This window comes from Aquabacter sp., assembly GCF_965279295.1.
Taxonomy (GTDB): Bacteria; Pseudomonadota; Alphaproteobacteria; order Rhizobiales; family Xanthobacteraceae; genus Aquabacter.
This window is the reverse complement of record NZ_CBDIHQ010000018.1, coordinates 309,874-331,197: the sequence shown is the minus strand read 5'-3', so window position 1 is coordinate 331,197 and position 21,324 is coordinate 309,874. Positions and strand designations below refer to the sequence as shown.

The following is a 21,324-nucleotide window of genomic DNA, read 5'->3' as shown; positions in this document are numbered from 1 at the left end:
GTTAGTCCGGAAAATTGTCGATGCCGCGGGCGCGCAGCGCCTTCAGTCGGCCGGGCAGGGCGGACATGATTGTGGCGCGATGCTCGGCCGAGAAGGCGAGCCAGGACCCGATCTCCTGAAGGGAGCGCCCGCAGCCGATGCATAGCCCGCTGATATGATCAACGATGCACACTTTGCTGCATGGCGTTTTCACGGGCGTGTCTGTCATTTGCCTCATTGGCCTCGTGCAAAGATAAGCACGGCCAGAAGGAAGGCAATCTCTGCAACCTGCTGGGTTGCACCGGCGACATCTCCGGTTTGCCCGCCGATCAGGCGGCGCGCGAGGCGATGCATGACGAGCCACGCGAGTGCCGGGGCGATCAGGCCGGCAAACGCCGCGCTGACACCCAAGGTGAGAATGAGAATCACCGACGTCACCAGAGTTGCCACCATCACGGCGCGGGCGGCCGCATCCGGCCCTGGTACGCCGGCACTCGCCCCTGCGCCGTCAAGTCGCGCAGGCGGCAGGCTCTGCATCAAGAAGAGGCCGGCAGCACGCGATGCCGCGCCGGCCGCGGCCAGCACCAGCGCCGCCCGTCCGGGTCCCGCCCATTCGAGCAACGTCTCCAGAGCCGCAACACGCAGCAGAATCGAAAGCGCCAGCGCGCAGCCGCCATAGGTGCCGATGCGGCTATCGCGCATGATGGTGAGGCGTGAGGCCCGGTCGCGTCCACCGCCGAATCCATCCGCAGTGTCGGCAAGGCCATCCTCGTGGAACGCGCCCGTGGTCATCACAAGCGCAGTAACCGCAAGCGTCGCTGCGAGAAACGGGGGAAAGCCGAGCCCGTGCGCAACCATCAGGACAACCCCGCCGACCAGGCCGATGACGCCGCCCGCCAGAGGGATCGCATAGGCGATGCGGGCCAGCGGCGGCGCGGCGAAGGGCGCGTCCTCGGTGCGCAGGGCGGGCAGGGGAATGCGCGACAGGAAGCGCAACGCGAGCGAAATGTCCTGCGCGATTCTGTTGGTTTGCATGTCCAGATCTCGTCGCCGCCCAGCCCGAAAGGCCGCTTCCTTGGGAGCCCTATTCGCGCCCGAGGTCAAGCCTGCGTGCGATGGCGGCCGGTGTCGTTTGCATTCCCCGGCTCCGCCAGTATAGTCCGCGCCGCTTCCGCAGGCTGAACGCATGCGGCCCGACTTTCACCAATCAGAAGAACGAGGACGCCATGTTCATTACCCCCGCGTTCGCCCAGGGCGCTTCGGCTGCCGGCGGCGGGACCGACATGATCATCCAGCTGGCGCCGTTCCTGCTGATCTTCGTCGTGATGTACTTCCTGATTCTGCGCCCGCAGCAGAAAAAGGCCAAGGCACACCAGGAGATGGTCAATTCGCTTCGTCGCGGTGACACCGTGGTGACGAGCGGCGGTCTGGTTGGCAAGGTCGCCCGTGTCGTGGACGAGACCGAAATCGAGCTTCAAGTCGCTGAAGGCGTAAAGATCCGCCAGATGCGCGGCCAGATTTCCTTGGTTCGCTCGAAGGCCGAGCCGGCCAAGGACGAGCCGTCGGCCTGAGGCGGCGGAAACACAGGCGATGCTGCATTTTTCCAGACTAAAGACCGTCCTGATTCTGGGGATCACCTTCCTCGGAATCCTGTTTGCGATCCCGAACCTGCTTCCCGCCTCGGTGCTGCAAGTTCTGCCGCATTGGCTGTCGTCGAGCCGGGTTACTCTCGGCTTGGACCTCCAGGGCGGATCGCACATCCTGTTGGAAGTGGACGGCAGCGCGCTGCGCAAGGAGCGGACCGAGCAGATCCGGGACGAGGTCCGCAAGATCATGCGCGACCAGCGTATCGGTTACACCGGCCTGACCTTGCGCGACACGACGGTGCAGCTTCGCCTGCGTGACCCCAATGACACACAGAAGGCGGTCGCAGAGCTGCGCAAGCTCGCGACCCCCATTACCAATACTCTGCTGGGCACCGGTAGCGGTGAGATGGACCTCAACGTCGCCAGCGCGGCGGATGGGACGGTCAGCGTCTCGCTGACGGAAGCCGGTATTAACGCCCGCGTCCGCTCGGCTGTGGACCAGTCCATCGAGATCATCCGCCGCCGTATCGATCAACTCGGAACCGTCGAGCCCAACATTCAGCGCCAGGGCGCCAACCGCATCCTGGTGCAGGTGCCCGGTCTCCAGGACCCGCAGCGCCTCAAGGCCCTGCTGGGCCAGACCGCCAAGCTGTCGTTCCGCATGGTGGACCAGTCCATGTCGCCGCAGCAGGCGCTGGAAGGCCGTCCGCCGCCGGATTCCGAAGTGCTTCAGTCGCCGGAGGGCGTGCCCTATCTGGTCGAGAAGCAGGTTCGCGTTTCCGGTGAGGACCTGACAGACGCCCAGCCCGGCTTCGACCAGCAGTCAAGCCAGCCGATCGTCTCTTTCCGGTTCAATTCCAACGGCGCCCGCCGCTTCGCCGCGACCACCCAGGAAGCCGTGGGGCGACCGTTCGCGATCGTCCTCGACAACCAGGTGATTTCGGCTCCGGTGATCCGCGAGCCGATCGTGGGCGGTTCGGGGCAGATTTCCGGCTCCTTTACCGTCCAGCAGGCGAACGATCTCGCCATTCTGCTGCGCGCCGGCGCCCTGCCGGCACCGCTCAAGGTGATGGAAGAGCGCACCGTCGGCCCAAGCCTCGGCCAGGATTCGATCAACGCCGGCAAGACCGCCGCCTATGTGGCCGCCGCCCTCGTCGCGGTGTTCATGGTCGCGATCTACGGCTTGTTCGGTCTGTTCGCGCTGATCGCGCTCGCGGTCCACATCACGCTGATGTTCGCGCTGCAATCGATTCTCGGAGCAACGCTGACATTGCCCGGTATAGCCGGCGTGGTGCTCACCATCGGCATGGCGGTGGATTCCAACGTCGTGATCTTCGAACGTATCCGCGACGAGGCGCGAGAGGGCCGTTCCGCCATCTCCGCCATCGACAAGGGCTTTACGCACGCGCTCGGTACCATCCTCGATGCCAACGTCACCGCGCTCGCAACCGGTTCTATCCTGTTCCTGCTTGGCGGGTCCGGTCCTGTCCGCGGCTTCGCGGTTACCTATATTCTGGGTCTTCTGACCACCGTGTTCACTGCCTACACTCTCACACGCCTCATGATCGCGTGGTGGGTGAGGTGGCAGCGCCCGGCGAAGCTGCCCATCTGAAGGCGCCGCTCATGCCCTTGATCGATTATATCCCGTCGCAGACCAACATCGGTTTCATGCGTCTGCGCCATGTGACCTTCCCGCTGTCCGCAGTGGCGATGGTCCTCGCGATGCTGTGCTTCCTCACCTTCGGCTTCAACCTCGGCATCGACTTCCGGGGCGGGACGCTGGTGGAAGCGCAATCCAGCCAGCAGCAGGCGGACTTGCGGGTGCTGCGCGAACACCTGACGGACATCGAACTTGGTGACGTCCAGATCCAGGAGTTCGGCTCGCCCCGTGACGTGTTGATCCGCGTGGGTCAGACGGGCAGTTCAGACGAGGCGCAGCAGGCGATCATCGCCAAGATCAGCGCCGCGCTCGGCACCGAATACACCATCCGCCGCGTCGAAACCGTTGGCCCAAGCGTTTCTGGCGAACTGGTCCGCCAGTCCATCGTCGCGCTTCTGCTGGGCGCTGTCGCGGTCCTGTTCTACCTGTGGTTCCGCTTCGAGTGGCAGTTCGCACTCGGCGCATTGGCCACTACAGCCCACGATATCTTCGTCACCCTGGCGATCTATTCGTTGCTCGGCATCGACTTCGACCTGACCTCGATCGCGGCGATCCTCACCATCATGGGCTATTCGCTCAATGATACAGTTGTGGTGTATGATCGTATTCGCGAGATGCTGCGGCGCTACAAGAAGATGCCGGTGCCGGAGATGCTGGACACTGCTGTGAACGCGACGTTCTCGCGGACCATCATCGTCTCGCTGACCACCTTCCTCGCCTGTCTCGCGCTGTATTTCTTCGGCGGCGAGGTCCTGCGCGGCTTCTCGCTGGCCATGTCGGTCGGTGTCGTCATCGGCACCTATTCCACCATCTTCGTCGCAGCGCCCATGCTGATTCACCTCGGCTTGCGGGCTCCCAAAGCGGAGCCGAAGGCGGAAGAGAAAGACGTGGAAATCCTCCCGCCCGCCACCGAGGCGCTGCCCGAGCGTTTCGTGTCGCAGGACCCCACGATCCCCGAGCCGCCCGCCGCACCCCGGCGCACCGGAAAAGGCCGTTCGCGGCCGCGTCCGGCCCGGACCTGAGGCGCTGAAATGGCGGAGCGGCTGGATGCTCCCTTCCTGCCGCGCCGCGTGCCGATCGACGGATACGCGGAGAATTTCTTCCACTTCGCCGGCATGTCCCATAACGGCTCGCTCCTGGCGCTGCCGTCGGGCATCCGACCCTGGAGCGTGGCGCGCTTTTCCGACCTGACCACATCTTCGCTCGCGCCCATCCTGGCCGAGGCCGGCGAGTTTGAGCTGCTGTTCATCGGCACCGGCCGCGACCCCGCGCATCTGCCGGAACTACAGAAGCAGGCCCTTCGCAATGCCCGGCTGCGCTTTGAGCTGATGCCGACGCCCGCCGCAGCGGCCACCTATAACGTCCTGCTCGGCGAGGGCCGCCGGGTGGGCGCAGCCCTCATCGCATTCTGATGGCACCCCCGGTTGCCGATCTCGCTGCTGCTTATGCCCATTGCACGAGCCTGATCCGCACCCACGACCGTGATCGCTTCCTCTCCACCTTGTTTGCGCCCGCCGGGCCGCGTCGCGACCTCGGCGTACTTTACGCCTTCAATTTGGAGGTGGCGCGCGTTCGCGAGGTGGTGCGCGAGCCGCTTCCGGGCGAATTGCGCATGCAATGGTGGCGCGACCTGATCGAGGGATTGGGACGGGGCGAAGTGGCCGGGCATCCGGTGGCGGCCGCGCTTCTTGACCTGTTGGAGCGGACCGATACGCCGCGCGGCGCGCTGCTCAACCTGATCGAGGCGCGCACCTTCGACCTTTATGACGATCCTATGCCCTCGCTCAATGATCTTGAGGGATATGCAGGCGAGACCGCCTCGGTGCTGATCCAGCTTTCCGTCGGGCTTCTGCGCGGGCGTCAGGATGCATCGCTCTCCAACGCGTGTGGGCATGCCGGTGTCGCCATCGCGATGACCGGCCTGATGCGCGCATTGCCGTTGCAAGCGGGGCGCGGCCAATGCTTCCTGCCCATGGATATTCTGCGGCAGCATGGCGTTTCTCGCGAGGATGTGGTTGCACGTCGCCTCACGCCGGCCCTTCGGGCGGTGCTGGCGGCCTTACGGGCGCGGGCCGCGCATCATCTGGCTGCGGCACGGGCAGCTCTGCATGGTGTTTCTGACGATGTCTCGCCCGCCTTCCTGCCGCTGACGCTGGTGGCCGGCGACCTTGAGGCGCTGGCGCGGGCAAGCAATCCGTTCGAGCGGGTGGTGGGCACGCCGCCGCTGAAGCGTCAATGGCTGCTGTGGCGCGCAGCACGAAGGGCGCGCGCGGGGAAAGCCTGGATCAGGCTGCCGGCCGGGTAATCCGGTCGGTCAAATTCAGCCGCTCGCGTGCGATATCGGCAACAAGATCGCGGGTCTCCGGCGAGCCGGAAAGTGCATCCAGCATTTCGATCTGGTTGCGCGCCACCAACAGCAGAAGATCATCGCGCACCGCGCCATCAGTTCCACGCGGCAGGCGTGACACGATCTGCAGATGGTCGAGGTGCGGCCGATCCGGCAATTCGGCCACAAGATGGGCTCGCAACGCCTGGACATCGACCGGGCCATTGCCCTCGACAAAGGCGTAAAGTCCAACCTTTCCGCCCAAGGTCTGGAAATCCGCCATGTGCACGGATGCGACAGAGGGGTGCGTTTCTAGCGCGGCCGCGATGCGCGGTGCCACCTGCGTCACCCGCGGTCCTCGCCCTTCGGTGTCCGAATAGGACATGAGGCGACGCGTCACGAAGCGATACACCTTCTTGCCGGTGGCCATCCATGTGCGCGCAATGATGCTTTTCTGCGCCAGCATGCGCAGTTCTCGCGGGGTCAGTGCCTCAGGGCAATAGGTGCGCTTGTGCTTGAGAAGATGGCGCAGATCCTCATAGGCCAGCACACGCCCCAGGCGACTGCGGCGACGGTCGACAGGCAAGGCGAGCTGAAAATCCATGAGCCAGGCTTCCCCGTCCGCCCCGCGCAGCCAGTTCTGTTGCTTGGCAAGGTCGTTATGGGCGAAGCCCAAGGCGTGAAGCGTGCGCAGGGCGGATTTTGCCGAGCGGAAGAAATGCAGGTCGCCGTGGGGACGCGCGATCTGCAGCGGCACGCCTTCGACCCAGCCTCGCACCAGGAAGCGACGGCCCACGGCCAGCAGCGGCGTCGTTACACCCGAGGACGACACCTTGGATAACGCGCGGGATTCGTGTGCCGCGAGAACACGCGCGATCAATGAAAACCATGGCGAGACGTCGTTCCAGCGACGACGCACACCCGGATAGGCGTGACCGTCCGCGGCTGTCCAGGTGCCACGCTCCACGGTCGAGAACACATCGCGCTTGAGCACGGTGTCCACGACGAAACGCTTGGGGTCGGCGTTCTGCTCGATGGGCGGAACGAGATACTGCTGCCTGGGCATAGGCGCTCTTAAGCTGCCTTCGCGGTGCTGTCGAGCCAGCGGTCGGTATCCGCAAGCGCGCGGGCGGCGATCGCCTTCTTCTTCAGCAGAGTCTTCTCGGGGCCGCGCAGCCGTTTGCCGTCCGGCGGCTTTGGCGCGGCGTCGAGCGGGGGAAACAGGCCGAAATTGATGTTCATGGGTTGGAACGAGCGCGGACCCGGCTCTATCACCTCCACATGGCCACCGGTGATGTGGCCGAGCAATGCGCCGTGAGCCGTGGTGAGCGGGGGCAGGGAGGGTTCCTCGCCCAGGCGCTCCGCAGCGGTGAACCGGCCGCAAAGCAGGCCGATGGCGGCGCTTTCCACATAGCCCTCGCAACCGGTGATCTGGCCGGCGAAGCGAAGGCGCGGATCAGCTTTCAGGCGCAACGTGCCGTCCAGCAGGCGGGGAGAGTTGAGATAAGTGTTGCGATGCAGGCCGCCGAGTCGCGCGAACTCCGCGTTTTCGAGACCGGGAATGGTGCGCAGCACCCGCACCTGATCGCCGTGGCGCAGCTTGGTCTGAAAGCCGACCATGTTGTAGAGCGTGCCCAGCTTGTTGTCCTGGCGAAGCTGGATGATGGCGTGGGCTTTGACAGTAGGGTTATGCGGATTTGTGAGACCCACCGGCTTCATGGGGCCGAACCGCAGGGTTTCGCGGCCGCGTTCCGCCATAACCTCGATCGGCAGACAGCCATCGAAATACGGGGTCTTGGCCTCGAAGTCGCGGATCGGCGCCTTCTCTCCGGCCAACAGCGCATCAACGAAAGCTTCGTACTGCTCCTTGTCGAGCGGGCAATTGATGTAGTCGGCCCCCGTGCCGCCCGGCCCGACTTTGTCGTAGCGCGACTGAAACCATGCCTTGCTCATGTCGACGGTATCGAAGTGGACGATCGGTGCGATGGCGTCGAAAAAGGCCAACGCTGTCTCGCCCGTGAGGCCGAGAACCGCCTCAGCCAGGGCGGGCGAGGTGAGGGGGCCGGTGGCGACGATCACCTTATCCCAATCGGTCGGCGGAAGCCCTGTGATCTCTTCGCGGCGGATCTCAATGAGCGGGTGCTCCTGAAGCGCCTGCGTCACCGCATCGGAGAAGCCGACCCGGTCAACCGCAAGCGCGCCGCCGGCCGGAACTTGGTTGGCGTCCGCGCAGCGCAGAATCAGCGAGCCCGCGCGGCGCATCTCCGCATGGAGAACGCCCACCGCATTACCCTCTGGGTCATCGGAACGGAAGGAGTTGGAACAGACCAGTTCGGCGAGACCCTCGGTGTGGTGTGCCTCGGTGGAGCGCACAGGGCGCATCTCGTGCAGCACCACCGGGACGCCACGCTCGGCCAATTGCCAGCAGGCTTCAGAGCCGGCAAGTCCGCCGCCGATTACATGCACCGGGTCAAGACGCGTCATCTATTTCTCGCCGCCTGGGGTCTTGCCCCTGCTGTCCATCCGCCGTGTTTGTCGGCACGGAAGGTCTGTGCCTCAACATGGCGGCAGGTTCAAGGAGCGCGGCGGTCTCAGCGGGCCCTACAAACGAAAATGGCCCCCGAGGGGGCCACGTTCGCGAAACCAGTTGGCCTCGGATCAGACGACGTGAAACATCGCCCGACGAGCCACGGCCCGGATTTCACTACGCACGATGTTGATATCGCCGAGGGTGCGGTCATCGAGCCCGGAAAGCTCGGCAACGGTGCGGTTGTAGGCGTGCCAACGGCGAGCCTGGCGGGCCAGGAAACCCCAAAGCAGCATTTTCTGTCTCCTTCAAATCAGCGCGTGTCAGGCGCCGCAGTTCATTTGAAGAGGAACATATGCTGACCTATCGAGGCGGCCAAGCGTGTTTGCTGCATTGCAGCGTTGCGCCATCCGCATGTTGTGCGCGAAGCATTACCAATTGTTTCGCAGTGTTCAACGCGGCTTTAATGATTCCTTAAATCCCTTCCATCTCGCAACTGCATATCGCAGGGGCGAGATGCTCGCGGACGCTATTCCGCCGCGCTTCGACGCTTGCGCTCCGCCTTTGGGGCGGCGGTCTTGGAGGCAGCGGTTTTGGAAATCGGCATCGGCCGGCGGGCCAGGACATCCGCGAGGAAGGCGCCGGTGTGGGATCTCTTGCTTGCGGCGATTACTTCCGGTGGTCCCGCCGCGACAATCTCGCCGCCCCCGTCGCCGCCTTCCGGGCCGAGGTCCACCACCCAGTCGGCGGTCTTGATGACTTCGAGATTGTGCTCGATCACCGCCATGCTGTTTCCCTGATTCACCAGTTCGTGGAGCACCTCAAGCAGCTTCGCCACATCGTGGAAGTGCAGGCCGGTGGTGGGCTCGTCTAATATATAGAGTGTGCGGCCGGTGGCGCGCTTCGCCAGTTCCTTGGCCAGCTTCACCCGCTGCGCCTCGCCGCCGGAAAGCGTCGTCGCCTGCTGGCCCACTTTGATGTAGCCGAGCCCGACGCGGGCCAGCGTCTCCAGCTTGTCGCGCACGCTCGGTACGGCCTTGAAGAAGGCCACGCCCTCATCCACGGTCATGTCGAGCACGTCGGCGATCGACTTTTCCTTGAACGTCACCTCGAGGGTCTCGCGATTGTATCGCTTGCCCTTGCAGATATCGCAGGTGACGTAGACATCCGGCAGGAAGTGCATCTCGATCTTGATGACGCCATCGCCCTGACAAGCCTCGCAGCGCCCGCCCTTCACGTTGAACGAGAAGCGCCCCGCACCATAGCCGCGCGCCTTCGCCTCCGGCAGGCCGGAGAACCACTCGCGAATGGGGGTGAAGGCGCCGGTATAGGTCGCCGGGTTCGAGCGCGGCGTGCGGCCGATGGGGGATTGGTCGATGTCGATCACCTTGTCCAGGTGTTCGAGCCCTTCCAGCTTATCGAACGGGGCAGGGGCTTCGGAGGCGTTGTTCAGCCGCCGCGCCACCGCCTTGTAGAGTGTGTCGATGAGCAGGGTGGACTTGCCACCGCCCGATACCCCGGTGACGCAGGTGAACAGGCCAAGCGGAATTTCGGCGGTCACGTTCTTCAGATTGTTGCCGCGCGCGCCGGTGAGCTTGAGCATCCGCTTCGGATCGGGCTTGCGCCGTGTCGGCACGCCCACTGACATCGCGCCAGTGAGATATTTGCCGGTGAGCGAATTGGGATTGGCCATGATTTCGGCCGGCGTGCCCTGGGCGACGATGCGCCCGCCATGGATGCCGGCACCCGGCCCCACGTCCACCACATAATCGGCGGCGAGGATGGCGTCCTCGTCGTGCTCCACCACGATCACCGTATTGCCCAGCTCACGCAGGCGCTTCAGCGTCTCCAGCAGCCGCGCATTGTCGCGCTGGTGCAGGCCGATGGAGGGCTCGTCCAGCACATAGAGCACGCCGGAAAGGCCCGAGCCGATCTGCGAGGCAAGGCGGATGCGCTGGCTCTCGCCGCCCGATAGGGTGCCCGAGGCGCGGGCGAGGGTCAGGTATTCCAGCCCCACATCCATCAGGAAGCGCAGGCGGTCGCGGATTTCCTTGAGGATGCGGACCGCGATCTCGGTCTGTTTCTGTGAGAGATGCGCCGGCAAATCCTCGAACCATTGGGACGCACCGCGCACGGAGAGTTCGCTCACCTCGCCGATATGCTTGTGCGCCACCTTCACCGCCAAGGCCTCCGGCTTCAGCCGGTAGCCATGGCAGACGGCGCAGGGAACGGTGGAGAAATATTTGCCGATCTCCTCCCGCGCCCAATCGCTTTCGGTCTCTTTCCAACGCCGGTCGAGATTGCGCACGATGCCCTCGAAGGTCTTCGTGGTGTCGTAGGCACGCAGGCCGTCGTCATAGGAAAAGGTGATGGTCTCCTCGCTTGAGCCGTAGAGGATTACCTCCTTCGCCTTCTCCGGCAGGTCGGAGAACGGCACGGTGAGCTTGAAATGATAGTGCTTGGCGAGCGCGTTCAGGGTCTGCCCATAATAGGGCGACGTGCTCTTCGCCCAAGGGGCAATGGCGCCCTGCTTCAGCGAGCGCGACTTGTCGGGCACCACGAGTTCGGCATCGATGGTCTGCTCCACCCCGAGACCGTCGCAGGCCGGGCAGGCGCCGAAGGGATTGTTGAACGAGAACAGGCGCGGCTCGATCTCGGGGATCGTGAAGCCGGAAACCGGGCAGGCAAATTTCTCCGAAAACAGGATGCGACGGGCGTCCCCGTTCTCATCTTTCTCGTCAGCGAACTCGGCCACCACGATGCCGTCGGCAAGGCCCAGCGCGGTCTCGAAGCTGTCAGCGAGGCGGGTCTTCAGATCGGCCCGGACCACCAGGCGGTCGACCACCACGTCGATGTCGTGCTTCAGCTTCTTGTCGAGCGGCGGTGCCTCGGCGATCTCGTGAAAGACGCCGTCGATCTTGACCCGCTGGAACCCCTTCTTGAGGAATTCCGCCAGTTCCTTGCGGTATTCGCCCTTCCGGCCGCGCACTGCGGGGCCCAACAGATAGAGCCGGGTGCCTTCGGGGAGCGCCAGCACCTTGTCCACCATCTGGGAGACCGTCTGGCTCTCGATTGGCAGGCCGGTGGCCGGGGAATACGGAATACCCGCGCGCGCCCAAAGAAGGCGCATGTAGTCGTGGATCTCCGTGACGGTGCCGACTGTCGAGCGCGGGTTCTTGGAGGTCGTCTTCTGCTCGATGGAGATAGCCGGGGAGAGACCGTCAATCTGGTCCACGTCCGGCTTCTGCATCATCTCAAGGAATTGGCGCGCATAGGCCGAAAGGCTCTCCACATAGCGCCGCTGCCCCTCGGCGTAGATGGTATCGAACGCGAGCGAAGACTTCCCCGAGCCGGAGAGCCCAGTGAACACCACAAGGCTGTCACGCGGGATTTCCAGGTCCACATTCTTCAGATTGTGCTCCCGCGCGCCGCGCACGGACAAGACGCGGGCGTCGCGCCGGGGGGCGGCATCGGGACGGGCGCGGGGAGGGGTTGATCGGTCGTTCATCAGGTCAGATCGGCTCTGCGGCTGGTTGCAACGGGCGGGAAAACCATTGGAGGCACGAACACCGGGTTCCCGAAGCATCGTCGGAGACGATCCGGGGCACGAATGTCCTGCGCCTTTCTGGCAATGACCTCAATTTAGGTCTCGGCGTGCGATGCGGTAGGGAACATATCAAGAACAATGAGCCGGTCTAGTAAAAAAGCAAAAACCGGTAGCTTGAATCACGCAAATGGGTTTGCTAGAACATAATAGGAACATTAAGGATTGGTGCGCCTTTCATGCTTTTTGGTGGACAAGGCCTTTCGAGGCCTCGCTTCGCCGGGCGGGATGGGTAGGGTGCAAAATTCCGTCGCCGCCCTTGGCTGGCGGGCGGACAGCTATGGAGGCGAAGATGGCCGGCAGCGTCAACAAAGTGATCCTGATCGGAAATCTGGGCCGTGATCCGGAAATCCGCTCCTTCCAGAACGGCGGGCGGGTGGCCAATCTCAACATTGCCACCTCCGAGACCTGGCGCGACAAGGCATCTGGGGAGCGCAAGGAACGCACCGAATGGCACCGTGTGACGGTTTTCAATGAAAACCTGGTCGGCGTCGTGGAGCGTTTTCTGAAGAAGGGAAGCAAGGTCTATATCGAAGGCCAGCTTGAAACCCGCAAGTACGAGAAGGATGGCCGCGAGCAATACACCACAGAGGTGGTGCTGCGGCCTTACCGTGGCGAACTCACGCTTCTTGATGGCCGCAGCGGCGGCTCCGAGGGTGGTGACGATTATAGCGGCGGCGGCGGATCGGACTTTGGCTCATCGAGCCCCATGAGTGGTGGTGGTGGTGGCGGTGGTGGTGGTGGTGGTGGCTTTGCGGGAGGGGGCGGTGCACCCGCGCGACGCCCTGCGCCGGCCAGTCGCCCTTCTGACGACATGGACGACGAAATCCCTTTCTGATTTCGCCTGCCTCGGAAGCGAATAAAATTCAGGCTTCTCGTTGAAGCCTCAGGCTCTGCGTGCCCTTCGCCCGTTGCCTCCGTGGGGAGGCAACGGGCGAAATTTATTTTGACGTGCCGGATGTGCGGCATCTCCAAGTTACATATTGGTACGCTTCGGGTGTTTTTCCGAACGGTGTATCGACCCGCATCATCTTCCTTGGCGGCTGATCTGCCTTGCTTTGGCGTGGACGGCGACCGCCTTTTCCGGGCGCTCTGGACGAGCGCGCCCACTTTCATGCTCCGGGTTCCCCTTCGGCGGCACGCCATTGTCGGTCAACCTGGCGCCTGCATCGATACGCGTGGGTCACCGCCGTTTGCGGCGTTGGGGCCGATCATGAAGGCAGACAAGATCAGCGGCGGAACTCTCGATTCCGGGGGCGATAAAGCGCTTTTCCGCATCTTTTTCCTCTCGCGAGCCCAGCAGTAGGGGTCCACACGAGCAGGGTTCCGTTAAGTCGTTGATTTAAATGGTATAAATTAAAAGTTCGTTTGCGCCTTTCACTGGCGCCCCATGGGTGAATCGGCTAGAAGAAACTCTGCCTTTTCATAGGGAAAGATACGCGTTTTGGCTGAAAACGACACGTCCGGCGCCGGGGGCGGCCTGCCTTCCGAGATCCGGCCCGTATCCATCACCGACGAACTGTCCCGCTCGTATCTCGATTACGCCATGAGCGTCATCGTCTCGCGGGCGCTGCCGGATGTGCGCGACGGGCTCAAGCCGGTGCATCGGCGCATTCTCTTCTCGATGCACGAGAACGGCTATCTCTGGAACAGGTCGTATCGCAAGTCGGCGCGCGTGGTTGGCGACGTCATCGGTAAGTATCATCCCCACGGCGACCAGTCGGTCTACGACGCCCTGGTGCGTATGGCGCAGACATTCTCCATGCGCGTGCCCCTGGTGGACGGCCAGGGCAATTTCGGCTCGGTGGACGGTGATCCACCAGCGGCCATGCGTTACACCGAAGTGCGCCTTGAGAAGATCACCCAGTCCTTGCTGGACGATCTCGACAAGAACACGGTCGACTTCCAAGAGAATTACGACGGCAGCGAGCGCGAGCCCACGGTTCTTCCGGCGCAGTTTCCGAACCTTCTGGTGAATGGAGCGGGCGGCATTGCGGTGGGCATGGCCACCAATATTCCCCCGCACAATCTCGGCGAAGTGATCGATGGGGCTTTGGCGCTCATCGATGACCCTGAGATGGAGCCGGAGGCTTTGCTGGATATCGTCCAGGGGCCGGACTTCCCCACCGGGGGGCTTATTCTCGGCCGTTCCGGCATTCGCCAGGCGCTGATGACCGGGCGCGGCTCGATCATGGTGCGGGCGCGGGTGACGATCGAGGCGATCCGCAAGGAGCGTGAAGCCCTCATCATCACCGAGATTCCGTATCAGGTGAACAAAGCGACGATGATCGAGAAGATCGCGGAGCTGGTGCGCGACAAGCGCCTGGAGGGTATCTCGGAAATCCGCGACGAGTCCGACCGCGACGGCATGCGTGTCGTGATCGAGATCAAGCGTGATTCCCAGGCGGATGTGGTTCTAAACAACCTCTATCGGATGACCCCGCTGCAGTCCTCGTTCGGTGCCAACATGGTGGCGCTGTCCGGTGGAAAGCCGTCCATCATGACGCTGCACGACATGCTGACGGCCTTCATCGCGTTTCGCGAGGAGGTCATAAGCCGGCGAATAAAGTTCCTTCTGCAGAAGGCCCGCGACCGGGCGCACGTCTTGGTGGGCCTGGCGATCGCCGTCGCTAATATCGATGAAGTTATTCGCTTAATTCGGACATCTCCCGATCCCGCGACCGCACGCGACGCTCTTATGGCGCGTTCTTGGCCGGCTAAGGATATGGCGCCGCTGATCACCCTGATCGCCGACCCGCGGCACACCTTGGCCGAAGACGACACCTATAGACTCTCCAATGAGCAGGCTCGAGCGATCCTCGACCTGCGGCTCCAGCGCCTCACCGCCATTGGCCGCGACGAGATCGCCGAGGAACTCGACAAGCTCGCTGCCGAGATTGCGGACTATCTGGATATTCTGGCCAGTCGTGCACGAATCCAGGAGATCGCGCGCTCGGAGATGCGGGCAATCAAGGAGGAGTTCGGCACCCCCCGGAAGTCCGAGATCGTCGAGGGCTTCGGTGATCTGGAGGATGAGGACCTCATCCAGCGCGAAGAGATGGTCGTGACTGTCTCGCATGCCGGCTACGTCAAGCGCGTTCCCCTGTCGGCCTATCGCGCCCAGCGGCGCGGCGGCAAGGGTCGCTCCGGCATGAGCACGCGGGACGAGGATTTCGTCACCCGCCTCTTTGTGGCGTCGACCCACGCGCCGGTGCTGTTTTTCTCCTCCAAGGGCAAGGTCTACAAGCTCAAGGTGTGGCGTCTGCCGGCCGCTGCCCCCCAGGCGCGCGGCAAGGCGCTCATCAATATCCTGCCGCTTGAGGCTGACGAGAGGATCACGTCGATCGTCCCCTTGCCGGAGGAGGCGAACGAAGAAGGCCGCGTGCAGATCATGTTCGCCACCACCGGCGGCACTGTGCGGCGCAACGCGCTCGCCGATTTTGCCCAAGTGAACCGCAACGGCAAGATCGCGATGAAGCTGGAGGACGGCGACGCCATCGCCTCAGTCCAGCTTTGCACCGAAGACGACGATATCCTGCTCACCACGGCAGACGGTGCGTGTATCCGCTTCCCGGTCACCGAAGTGCGGGTGTTCAAAGGCCGCGATTCGGTGGGTGTACGTGGCATTCGGCTGGAGAAGGATGATCGCACCATCTCTATGGCGATCATCCGACACCTCGACGCCACGGCCGAGGAGCGCGCCGCCTACCTGCGTCTGGCAGGCGCGGTGCGGCGCAGCATCGGCGTAAGTGGCGAGGCGGGCGAGGAGCCAGTTGTTGCGGATGTGGATGCCGAGGAGCCTGTTGCGCTCGACACCGGCTTGCCGGAGGAGCGTTACGCCCAAATGGGCGCTGCGGAGCAGTTCATCCTGACTCTGTCGGAGAACGGCTACGGCAAGCGTACGTCGTCTTATGAGTATCGTGTCACCGGCCGCGGCGGCAAAGGCATCGTCGCCATGGCCGTGAACGAGCGAAACGGCCGGCTCGCTGCTTCCTTCCCGGTGGAGGACCAAGACCAGATCATGCTGGTGACGGACGGGGGCCAGCTCATCCGCTGCCCGGTGAAGGGCATTCGCATCGTCGGTCGCGCGAGCCAGGGTGTCATCGTGTTCGACACCGCCGAAGGCGAGCATGTGGTCTCGGTGGAGCATATCCCCGAGGAAGAAGGCGACACCGCCATCGAGGGTGACGTCGCGCCCGACGAAGGGGACGGTGCGGCGTGATCTCCGCCGAGAGCCTCGTTCTCTTCGTCCTGGCCTGCCTCGCTCTCGGGGCGACGCCGGGGCCGAACGTGGCCCTCATCGTCGGCACCAGCCTCAAGCACGGCCGGCGTGCCGGCCTGCTCACGGCGGCTGGTGTCAATGTCGGCCTCGTGCTTCAGCTCGTTGTGGTGGCGGCAGGTCTTGCTTGGCTGGTGGAGTTGTTTGCCCGGCATTTTGATCTCGTGCGCTATTTCGGAGCGGGCTATCTCGCCTGGCTTGCGGTACTTCAGTGGCGCAGTGCAGGTGCGGATGTCCAGGCACCTACGCCCTCGGGACGAACAGCGTTCGCCCGCGGCCTGGCGGTCGCTTTCGCCAATCCCAAAACCCTGTTGTTTCACGCGGCGTTTCTTCCGCAATTCGTCACTGATCTGGCCCATCCAGGGGGGCAGATCGCGCTTCTGGCCGCGATCTTTGCGGCGATCGCCTTGGTGGGCGACGTGATCTGGGCGCTCGCGGCCGACCGCCTGCGAGTGGCTGTGGCAGGGCGTTTCGCCCGCATGGCGGATCGGGTTTCAGCGGGGATATTGATGGGCGGCGCTTTGGTTCTGCTGGCGGCGGGCCGGCGCTGATGAACCTCGCCGGTTCAGGGATGTCCCCATTGCGCGGGCGCGCGAGGCGGGCTAACGCTTCCGCCCCATGAGCGCCGTCGTCCACACTCCCCGCACCGCCATCTATGCCGGGTCATTCGACCCGCCCACCAACGGGCATCTGGACGTGGTGCGTTCCGCGTGCCGCCTTGCGGATCGCCTGGTGCTGGCGGTGGGAATCCATCCGGGCAAGGCGCCGGTTTTCTCGCCTGCCGAACGGCTTGAGATGCTGGAGGAGGTCTGTGGACCCCTGGCGGCGGAGGCCGGCACGACACTCGAGGTCATCACATTCGATAATCTGGTGGTCGATGTGGCGCTTAAGATCGGTGCAGGACTGTTGATCCGGGGCCTGCGCGACGGCACCGACCTTGATTATGAAATGCAGATGGCGGGCATGAACGGAACGCTTGCGCCGGCTATTCAGACCGTGTTCCTGCCGGCCTCGCCCGCTGTGCGCCCCATCACCGCCACCTTGGTACGGCAAATCGCGGCCATGGGCGGCGATGTCTCGGCATTTGTCCCGCCGGCGGTGCTCAGCCGCCTGAAAGTGAAATTTCCCAAGGGCGGACCTGCCTGACAGGCGGGCAACGCCCCAAACCAGCATGACCGCGCCACAGGCGCGGCATCCCAAGGAGAGCTTCATGCGCAGTGTCCTCGGCCGGATCTCCGGCGGCCTCGTGATCGCCTTCGCGCTCATGCTCGCCGCCGCATTGCCGGCAGCCGCCCAGGGCAAGACGGACCCTGAGAACACGCTGTTCCTCGATACCACCTACGGCCGCGTGGTGATTCAGTTGCGCCCAGATCTCGCCCCCAAGCATGTGGAACGGCTGAAGCTGCTGACCCGCGAGGGCTTCTATAACAACGTGCCATTCCACCGCGTCATCGACGGCTTCATGGCTCAGACGGGCGACGGTCAGTTCGGGAACGGCACGGGCGGCTCGAAATATCCGAACGTGCCGGCGGAATTCACCTCCACCCCGTTCAAGCGCGGCACCTTGGGCATGGCCCGCTCGTCCTCGCCCGACAGCGCCAATTCGCAATTCTTCATCTGCCTCGACGCAGCGCCCTTCCTCAACGGCCAGTACACTGTTGTTGGTGAAGTGGTGTCCGGAATGCAGTTCGTGGACAAGATCAAGAAGGGCTCTCAGGCTCAGAACGGCAGCGTGGCCAATCCCGACCGTATTCTGAAGATGCAGGTCGCGGCCGACGTGAAATAAGCCGCCATTGTCGCGTCATCCCATTCCCCTCCCAGCAAAGGAGCAGCCCCATGGCTGAAGAAGTGATCGTTCTCGAAACCACCAAGGGCGATGTCGTCATCGGGCTGCGGCCGGACCTCGCGCCGGGCCATGTCGCCCGCATCAAGGAACTGGTGTCGGAAGGCTTCTACAACGGCACCCCGTTCCACCGGGTGATCGACGGCTTCATGGCCCAGACCGGTGATCCCACCGGCACCGGCATGGGCGGCTCGGGCAAGAAGCTGAAGGCCGAATTCAACAAGCAGCCCCACGTCCGTGGCACGGTCTCCATGGCCCGCGCTTCGAGCCCTGATTCGGGCGACAGCCAGTTCTTCATCTGCTTCGGCGATTCCCGTTTCCTCGACGGCCAGTACACCGTGTGGGGCGAGGTGATCTCGGGCATGGACAATGTCGACAAGATCAAGCGCGGCGAGCCGGTGCGCGAGCCCGACAAGATCGTCTCCGCGAAGCTTCAGGCAAAAGACGCCTGAGGGTTTTCTTGAGGCAAATGCGTCAACGCCCGGGCCATTGGCCCGGGCGTTTTCGTTTCTGGCGTCGATAGAAGGTCAATAAGGGCGCAGAGGATGCCCCTCAATATCGCCGCATGAGCCCGATGAGGCGGCCCTGGATGCGGACGCGGTCGGGGCCGAAGATGCGTGTTTCGTAGGTTGGATTGGCGGCTTCCAGGGCGATCGAGGCGCCCTTCTTGCGCAGCCGCTTCAGGGTGGCTTCTTCATCGTCCACCAGCGCAACCACGATGTCGCCGGTGTCGGCCGTATCGCATTTGCGGATCAGAACCGTGTCGCCGTCGAGGATGCCGGCCTCGATCATGCTGTCGCCGCGCACCTCTAGAGCATAATGCTCGCCTGAGCCCAGCATCTCCGCGGGCAAATTCAACGTGTGGCTGCGGCTCTGAATGGCGGAGATGGGCGTTCCAGCAGCGATGCGGCCCATAACAGGCACCGCCACTGTCTGGGGAGCCTCTTCGTCTTCGACGACGGGGCGAACCCGCCCGAGGCTTCCCTCGATGACGCTGGGGGAGAAACCGCGCCCGCGTGTCGAAGCAAGGCCAGGGGCCACACTATCTGGAAGGCGAACGACCTCCAGGGCGCGTGCGCGGTTGGGCAAACGGCGGATGAAGCCGCGCTCTTCTAGGGCCGTGATGAGGCGGTGAATACCGGACTTGGAGCGCAGGTCCAGCGCCTCCTTCATCTCGTCGAACGAGGGCGGCACGCCGGTCTCTTTCAGGCGCTCGTGGATGAAGCGCAGGAGATCGTATTGCTTGCGTGTGAGCATGGCCCGCCCCGTTCCTTCAGGCATTCCCGGTGTTTTGCGCCGTTGTGGAACGCCACAAGGATGCGAAACAAATCAGGAACACGGTTTACCTGTTCCTTTTGTGTTCCGCAAGCATGAACATGCCGTAAACGCAGGCTTAGGCCAGCAATGATATGGCTTCGCACGTCGTTCCGGCTTCGGCGGCGGGGGCATTTGCTTCGCGAATCAGCAGGCAGTCGGCGGCGGCGAGTGCCGAGATCATAGAGGAATCCTGCACCGGCAGGGGGGTCACGATTCGTGCGCCGGTGTCCGAGATCACGCTTTGGGCGCGCACGTAGTCTCGCCGCCCATCATTTGGCTTTACGTCCAGGCCAAGTTGCGCGGCGAAGCGTAAGGGGCCGGGCGTGGCGCCCTGAAGCGCTTTCAGCAGTGGCACGAGAAACAGTATCGAACAGACATAGGACGATACGGGATTGCCCGGCAGGCCCAGCACGCGCATCGCATCCTTCCGCCCGAACATCAGCGGCTTGCCGGGACGAAGGGCGATCTTGTGGATAGCGAGTGCGACACCTTCCTCGCGCAATGCCGGCGCCATCAGGTCGTGTTCGCCCACCGAAGCACCACCCGAGGTAACCAGCAGGTCAAAGCCGCCTTCGGCAGCGGCGCGCACGGCGGCGCGGGTCGCCTCCATCGTGTCGCCCACAAGGCCAAGGTCCTCGACCTCCGCGCCGGCGGCGCGAGCAAGGGCGGCGATGCCGTAGACGTTCGAGACGACAACCTCCTCGGGGGCCCCCGAGGCTGCGCCTGGGCGCACCAACTCATCTCCGGTCTGGAGAATACCCACGCGCGGGCGGCGACGAACCGGCACCTCGGCATGATTGGCAGCAGCGGCGAGCATGACGGCGGCGCCATCCAGGCGGCGGCCTGCCTGAAGCACCACTTGGCCGGCGCTGAAGTCGAAGCCCGCCTTGCGGATATGGCGTCCGTGGGCGGTCGGCTCCGTCACCATCATAAGGTCGCCGGTGCGGGTCGTGTTCTCTTGGATCACCACCGTGTCCGCGCGATCAGGCACAAGTGCACCGGTGAAGATGCGTGTTGCCTCGCCCCGCCTGATGCGGCCTGAAAAGGGTCGGCCGGCCGCAGATTCGCCGATCACCTTCAGCGTCGCGGGAAGGGTCGTGATGTCAGCACCCGCGAGGGCATAGCCGTCCATGGCCGACATGTCGGCGGCGGGCTGACTGCGGCGCGCGGCAAGGTCCTCGGCAAGAATCCTGCCGTGGGCGTGCGCGATGGGCACGAACTCGACGGGGAGGGGGATGACATCCGCCAGGGTCAGCGCCATGGCATCGTCGACAGGCATGAGAGCCATAGTCGCCTAGCCTTCCACAACCCAATGGCCCGAACGTCCGCCGGATTTCTCCAGAAGGCGTATGCCTTCGATATGCATGCTCCGGTCCGCCGCTTTCGCCATGTCGTAGATGGTGAGGCACGCGACGGAAACCGCCGTCAGGGCTTCCATCTCCACGCCGGTTTGTCCGCTGGTGCGCACGCGGGCGCTAACGCGCAGGCCGGGCAGGGCGGCGTCGGGAGCAATCTCCACCTCCACCTTCGTCAACATCAGGGGGTGGCACAGGGGGATGAGGTCATGGGTGCGCTTGGCGGCCATGATGCCGGCGATGCGCGCAACGCCCAGAACATCGCCCTTCTTGGCATTCCCGAAGAGGATCAGATCAAGCGTTGCCGCCGCCATCTCGACGCGTCCCTCGGCCAGCGCCTCGCGGGCGGTGATCTCCTTGTCGGAGACATCCACCATGCGGGCGGCGCCGGAGGCGTCGAGATGGGTCAGGGTCGCCATGGCTATTTCGCGCGGGTCCAGGTCTGCGTCTCGCACAGCGGGAAAACTAAACAGCCTCTGACCTTCAACGTGTTGTCGCCGTCCAGCGTCAGGGTGGCGCTGTAAGTCTTGCCATCCTCGGGATTGTAGATTTTGCCGCCGGTCCAATTGCCCCCACTGCCGGTGAAGCCTTCGAGGAACAGCATATTTTTCAGCAGGCGGCTGCGCTGTGCGGGGTCGGCATTCTTGGAATCGGCGAGATTGGGATTGGCCGCGATGTCGTCGGTGGTGACGAGGCGGCCGCACACCGAACTGCCGCAGGCCGTCACCTGCACGACACCCTGATGGTCCGGGGTGCGCCAAGTGCCGGTGACATCCGCCGCGAAAGCGGGCACCGCGACTGTTGAGAGAATTGCTGCCACCAAGGCCGTCCTGCGCATCACCAGTCTC

General features: G+C 64.0%; 21 protein-coding genes. 11 read left to right on the top strand and 10 right to left on the bottom strand.

The genetic code is table 11. The features are described 5' to 3' along the window. Nucleotide 1 precedes the first annotated feature (1 nt). Together ADADO0_RS19440 and cobS are read right to left on the bottom strand one after the other, a co-directional pair. A complete protein-coding gene (locus tag ADADO0_RS19440; protein WP_511306856.1) occupies nucleotides 2-208 on the bottom strand; it encodes a DUF1289 domain-containing protein in 207 nt (68 codons plus the stop codon). 5 nt (nucleotides 209-213) lie between these two features. Next, complete coding sequence (gene cobS, locus ADADO0_RS19435; RefSeq protein WP_511306855.1) at nucleotides 214-1,014, bottom strand: adenosylcobinamide-GDP ribazoletransferase; 801 nt, start codon at nucleotides 1,012-1,014, stop codon at nucleotides 214-216. Between the two features lie 191 nt (nucleotides 1,015-1,205). Between cobS and yajC the strand changes: the two genes are divergently transcribed. Genes yajC through ADADO0_RS19410 form a run of 5 tightly spaced genes read left to right on the top strand, consistent with a single transcriptional unit; the run spans nucleotide 1,206 to nucleotide 5,530 of the window. Next, nucleotides 1,206-1,550: a preprotein translocase subunit YajC gene (yajC, locus tag ADADO0_RS19430; protein WP_511306854.1), complete on the top strand. Its 345-nt coding sequence runs from the start codon at nucleotides 1,206-1,208 to the stop codon at nucleotides 1,548-1,550. A gap of 19 nt (nucleotides 1,551-1,569) precedes the next feature. Then, nucleotides 1,570-3,177: a protein translocase subunit SecD gene (gene secD / locus ADADO0_RS19425; protein ID WP_511306853.1), complete on the top strand. Its 1,608-nt coding sequence runs from the start codon at nucleotides 1,570-1,572 to the stop codon at nucleotides 3,175-3,177. Next, nucleotides 3,138-4,247 carry a protein translocase subunit SecF gene (gene secF / locus ADADO0_RS19420; RefSeq protein WP_511306852.1) on the top strand — a complete coding sequence of 370 codons (1,110 nt, stop codon included), beginning with the start codon at nucleotides 3,138-3,140 and terminating at the stop codon, nucleotides 4,245-4,247. The genes secD and secF overlap by 40 nt, the downstream gene beginning before the upstream one ends. A 9-nt stretch (nucleotides 4,248-4,256) precedes the next feature. After that, entirely contained in the window at nucleotides 4,257-4,637 is a 381-nt protein-coding gene (locus ADADO0_RS19415) for an Mth938-like domain-containing protein (RefSeq protein WP_511306851.1), read from the top strand. Beyond that, nucleotides 4,637-5,530: a phytoene/squalene synthase family protein gene (locus ADADO0_RS19410; protein ID WP_511306850.1), complete on the top strand. Its 894-nt coding sequence runs from the start codon at nucleotides 4,637-4,639 to the stop codon at nucleotides 5,528-5,530. Before ADADO0_RS19415 ends, ADADO0_RS19410 begins: the two co-directional genes overlap by 1 nt. Here ADADO0_RS19410 and ADADO0_RS19405 read toward each other — a convergent pair. The 4 genes from ADADO0_RS19405 to uvrA all read right to left on the bottom strand — a co-directional run bounded on the left by ADADO0_RS19405 (nucleotide 5,511) and on the right by uvrA (nucleotide 11,586). Beyond that, nucleotides 5,511-6,617: a serine/threonine protein kinase gene (locus tag ADADO0_RS19405; RefSeq protein ID WP_511306849.1), complete on the bottom strand. Its 1,107-nt coding sequence runs from the start codon at nucleotides 6,615-6,617 to the stop codon at nucleotides 5,511-5,513. The genes ADADO0_RS19410 and ADADO0_RS19405 overlap by 20 nt on opposite strands. An 8-nt stretch (nucleotides 6,618-6,625) precedes the next feature. Beyond that, a complete protein-coding gene (gene trmFO, locus ADADO0_RS19400) occupies nucleotides 6,626-8,035 on the bottom strand; it encodes a methylenetetrahydrofolate--tRNA-(uracil(54)-C(5))-methyltransferase (FADH(2)-oxidizing) TrmFO (RefSeq protein WP_511306848.1) in 1,410 nt (469 codons plus the stop codon). A gap of 174 nt (nucleotides 8,036-8,209) precedes the next feature. Next, on the bottom strand, nucleotides 8,210-8,374 hold the full coding sequence (locus tag ADADO0_RS19395; protein ID WP_511306847.1) for a DUF1127 domain-containing protein: 165 nt from the start codon (nucleotides 8,372-8,374) through the stop codon (nucleotides 8,210-8,212). A 233-nt stretch (nucleotides 8,375-8,607) separates the two neighbouring features. After that, nucleotides 8,608-11,586, bottom strand: a complete 2,979-nt coding sequence (gene uvrA, locus ADADO0_RS19390) for an excinuclease ABC subunit UvrA (RefSeq protein WP_511306846.1) — start codon at nucleotides 11,584-11,586, stop codon at nucleotides 8,608-8,610. Nucleotides 11,587-11,974: 388 nt separating this feature from the next. Between uvrA and ssb the strand changes: the two genes are divergently transcribed. From ssb to ADADO0_RS19360, 6 genes are all read left to right on the top strand, one after another. Continuing rightward, nucleotides 11,975-12,520, top strand: coding sequence for a single-stranded DNA-binding protein (ssb, locus tag ADADO0_RS19385; RefSeq protein WP_511306845.1), 546 nt, complete (start codon nucleotides 11,975-11,977; stop codon nucleotides 12,518-12,520). Nucleotides 12,521-13,126: 606 nt separating this feature from the next. Beyond that, a complete protein-coding gene (gene gyrA / locus ADADO0_RS19380) occupies nucleotides 13,127-15,904 on the top strand; it encodes a DNA gyrase subunit A (protein ID WP_511306844.1) in 2,778 nt (925 codons plus the stop codon). Next, nucleotides 15,901-16,512, top strand: a complete 612-nt coding sequence (locus ADADO0_RS19375) for a LysE family translocator (protein ID WP_511306843.1) — start codon at nucleotides 15,901-15,903, stop codon at nucleotides 16,510-16,512. The genes gyrA and ADADO0_RS19375 overlap by 4 nt, the downstream gene beginning before the upstream one ends. Before the next feature lie 67 nt (nucleotides 16,513-16,579). After that, on the top strand, nucleotides 16,580-17,107 hold the full coding sequence (gene coaD, locus ADADO0_RS19370; RefSeq protein ID WP_511306842.1) for a pantetheine-phosphate adenylyltransferase: 528 nt from the start codon (nucleotides 16,580-16,582) through the stop codon (nucleotides 17,105-17,107). A gap of 64 nt (nucleotides 17,108-17,171) precedes the next feature. Beyond that, nucleotides 17,172-17,747, top strand: a complete 576-nt coding sequence (locus tag ADADO0_RS19365) for a peptidylprolyl isomerase (RefSeq protein WP_511306841.1) — start codon at nucleotides 17,172-17,174, stop codon at nucleotides 17,745-17,747. A 50-nt stretch (nucleotides 17,748-17,797) separates the two neighbouring features. Then, complete coding sequence (locus ADADO0_RS19360) at nucleotides 17,798-18,256, top strand: peptidylprolyl isomerase (RefSeq protein WP_511306840.1); 459 nt, start codon at nucleotides 17,798-17,800, stop codon at nucleotides 18,254-18,256. Nucleotides 18,257-18,356: 100 nt separating this feature from the next. Here ADADO0_RS19360 and lexA read toward each other — a convergent pair whose 3' ends face one another. The 4 genes from lexA to ADADO0_RS19340 form a co-directional block, all read right to left on the bottom strand. Next, nucleotides 18,357-19,061 (bottom strand): transcriptional repressor LexA, encoded by a 705-nt coding sequence (lexA, locus tag ADADO0_RS19355; protein WP_511306839.1) that lies wholly within the window; start codon nucleotides 19,059-19,061, stop codon nucleotides 18,357-18,359. 136 nt (nucleotides 19,062-19,197) lie between these two features. Continuing rightward, nucleotides 19,198-20,409, bottom strand: coding sequence for a molybdopterin molybdotransferase MoeA (locus ADADO0_RS19350; protein WP_511306838.1), 1,212 nt, complete (start codon nucleotides 20,407-20,409; stop codon nucleotides 19,198-19,200). A gap of 6 nt (nucleotides 20,410-20,415) precedes the next feature. Further along, nucleotides 20,416-20,895, bottom strand: a complete 480-nt coding sequence (moaC, locus tag ADADO0_RS19345) for a cyclic pyranopterin monophosphate synthase MoaC (RefSeq protein WP_511306837.1) — start codon at nucleotides 20,893-20,895, stop codon at nucleotides 20,416-20,418. Nucleotides 20,896-20,897: 2 nt separating this feature from the next. Then, nucleotides 20,898-21,314, bottom strand: coding sequence for a DUF2147 domain-containing protein (locus ADADO0_RS19340; RefSeq protein WP_511306836.1), 417 nt, complete (start codon nucleotides 21,312-21,314; stop codon nucleotides 20,898-20,900). Nucleotides 21,315-21,324: the final 10 nt, after the last annotated feature.